This is a genomic window from Burkholderia sp. AU4i (assembly GCF_000466765.1).
Lineage (GTDB): Bacteria > Pseudomonadota > Gammaproteobacteria > Burkholderiales > Burkholderiaceae > Burkholderia > Burkholderia cepacia.
In genome coordinates, this window is the sequence record NZ_ASSI01000413.1 from 1 (window position 1) to 1,920 (window position 1,920).

Consider the following 1,920-nt stretch of genomic DNA (forward strand, 5'->3'; position numbering starts at 1 on the left):
TTATCAATAAGGAGCAATTTATGAAACTTAATTCTTGTATTGCGCGGAAAATCACAACATTGCTTGCCGCTAATGTTGTCCTGCTGCTGTCGCTGACGCCCGCCCTTGCTGCTGAACCGCTGCGAATCGGCATGATACCGGATGCCGGCGCCACCCAAGTTTCAGTCGAAGAAAAGGTGCCTCTGCAGAAGTATCTTGAGCAGCAACTTGGCATGCCCGTGAAGCTGATCATTCCCACAAGCTACAACGCAACGCTAGAGGGTCTCGGAAACGGTTCCCTGGACGTGGCTTATTTCGGCGGTTTGACGTACGTTAAGGCGCATGCCCGTTACGGCGCCATTCCGCTAGTGCAGCGCGATGTTGACCGTCAATTCCACTCGCTGTTAATCACCCGCAAAAGTACGGGGATTGACAGTCTCAAAGACCTTAAGGGCAAAACCTTCTGTTTTGGCGACATCAATTCGACCAGCGGTCATCTTTTTTCTTATTTGGCCATGAAAAATGCCGGCATCCTGCCCGACCACGATCTTAAGTCTTATCGCTATACAGGAAGTCATGCTGCAACGGCGCAGGCAGTGGCAACAGGCGTTTGTGACGCAGGCTCTCTCGACGAAACCGTTTACAAGTCAATGATTGCCGACGGCAAGATTCCCGGCAACGAAATGAAGGTGTTCTTTACGACACCAGCATTCGCGGACTACGTCTGGGCGGCGCGAAAGGATTTGCCGCGCGACTTGGAGCAAAAATTTTCCAACGCGATGCTACGCCTTGAGCCGGGTCATGATGACAAGATATTGGGAATTCTGCGCGCAAAGCATTTCGTGGTTGCCAATAATGATGAATATTCCGAGGTCGAGCGCGTAGCAAAAGAATTGGGGCTAATGTGATGACGGCAGCTATCGAGATGAATCCGGGAAATTTCGGTGCGACATTGGCGGCGTCCGCTCTGCATATCAACACCCCCCTTCTCAGTTTGAAATCAGTAGCGATCGCGCCACCAAGTGTCGATGCGGCTATTATGACGCAGATCGACCTGCAGGTGGCACGGGGTGAACGAGTGGCCCTGGTCGGACCGAGTGGCACTGGGAAAACCACGCTGCTGCGGACGGTCAATGGCCAAATTAGAGCGCACACTGGTCAGATTGTTTTTGATGGTGTGAGCATGGCTTCCCTGTCGGCAACAGCGCTAAGGCAGTTGCGCTGCAAAATTGGGTTTGTCGCGCAGAAGCATGATTTGGTTGAGCCGCTACGTGTGCACCAAAACGTCATGGCTGGCGCGCTTGGCCGCTGGTCTAATGGCCGTGCATTGCGTTACTTGGTTTGGCCGCGGCAAGACGAACTGGCCGAGTGCCAAGCAGCGCTGGCTTCAGTTGGGCTTGCGCACAAACTGCATGAGCCCACTACAGCGTTGTCCGGCGGTGAGCAGCAGCGCGTGGCCATCGCTCGCGCTTTGGTTCAAGCACCCCAGTTATTGCTGGCGGACGAACCAGTCGCCTCACTCGATCCAGGTACTGCCAACGACATCTTGGGACTATTAACGAGCCTCGCGTATTCACGGGGCATGGCATTGATCTGCTCGCTGCATCAGCCCGACCTTGCAGCGCGCTATTTCGACCGCATCATCGAAGTCCGGCAGGGCACGTTGATAGAGTTAAGTGCAAAGCACCCGGCTGGTGGCTCGCGGGAGGGAGTTGCATCATTGGGGCATGCCAGCTGATGAACGGGTTGACTCTTTTCCTTTCATTTTTTCCTCCGGTTTTGACGCCCTCCTATCTACTTGCGTTGGTTGAGCCGGTAATGGAAACAATTGGGATGGCGGTTGGGGCAATATTCATTGCCTTTTGCGTTAGCATTCCACTCGGAGTCGCGGCGGGACTGCGCTTGAGCGGTGCGCGCACGGAGCTAAAGTCGGAAGTGGTG

3 protein-coding genes are annotated in these 1,920 nt (G+C 54.4%); all 3 read left to right on the forward strand.

Annotated elements, in window-relative coordinates; all coding sequences use genetic code 11:
• Nucleotides 1–887, forward strand: an 887-nt coding sequence (gene phnD, locus L810_RS43125) for a phosphate/phosphite/phosphonate ABC transporter substrate-binding protein (RefSeq protein ID WP_051392405.1), incomplete at its 5' end; no start/stop codon positions are given.
• Nucleotides 887–1,717: a phosphonate ABC transporter ATP-binding protein gene (locus tag L810_RS43130; RefSeq protein ID WP_050782032.1), complete on the forward strand. Its 831-nt coding sequence runs from the start codon at nt 887–889 to the stop codon at nt 1,715–1,717. The genes phnD and L810_RS43130, both read left to right, overlap by 1 nt.
• A partial coding sequence (locus L810_RS48840; RefSeq protein ID WP_441294016.1) for a hypothetical protein occupies nt 1,717–1,920 on the forward strand: 204 nt, incomplete at its 3' end. The genes L810_RS43130 and L810_RS48840, both read left to right, overlap by 1 nt.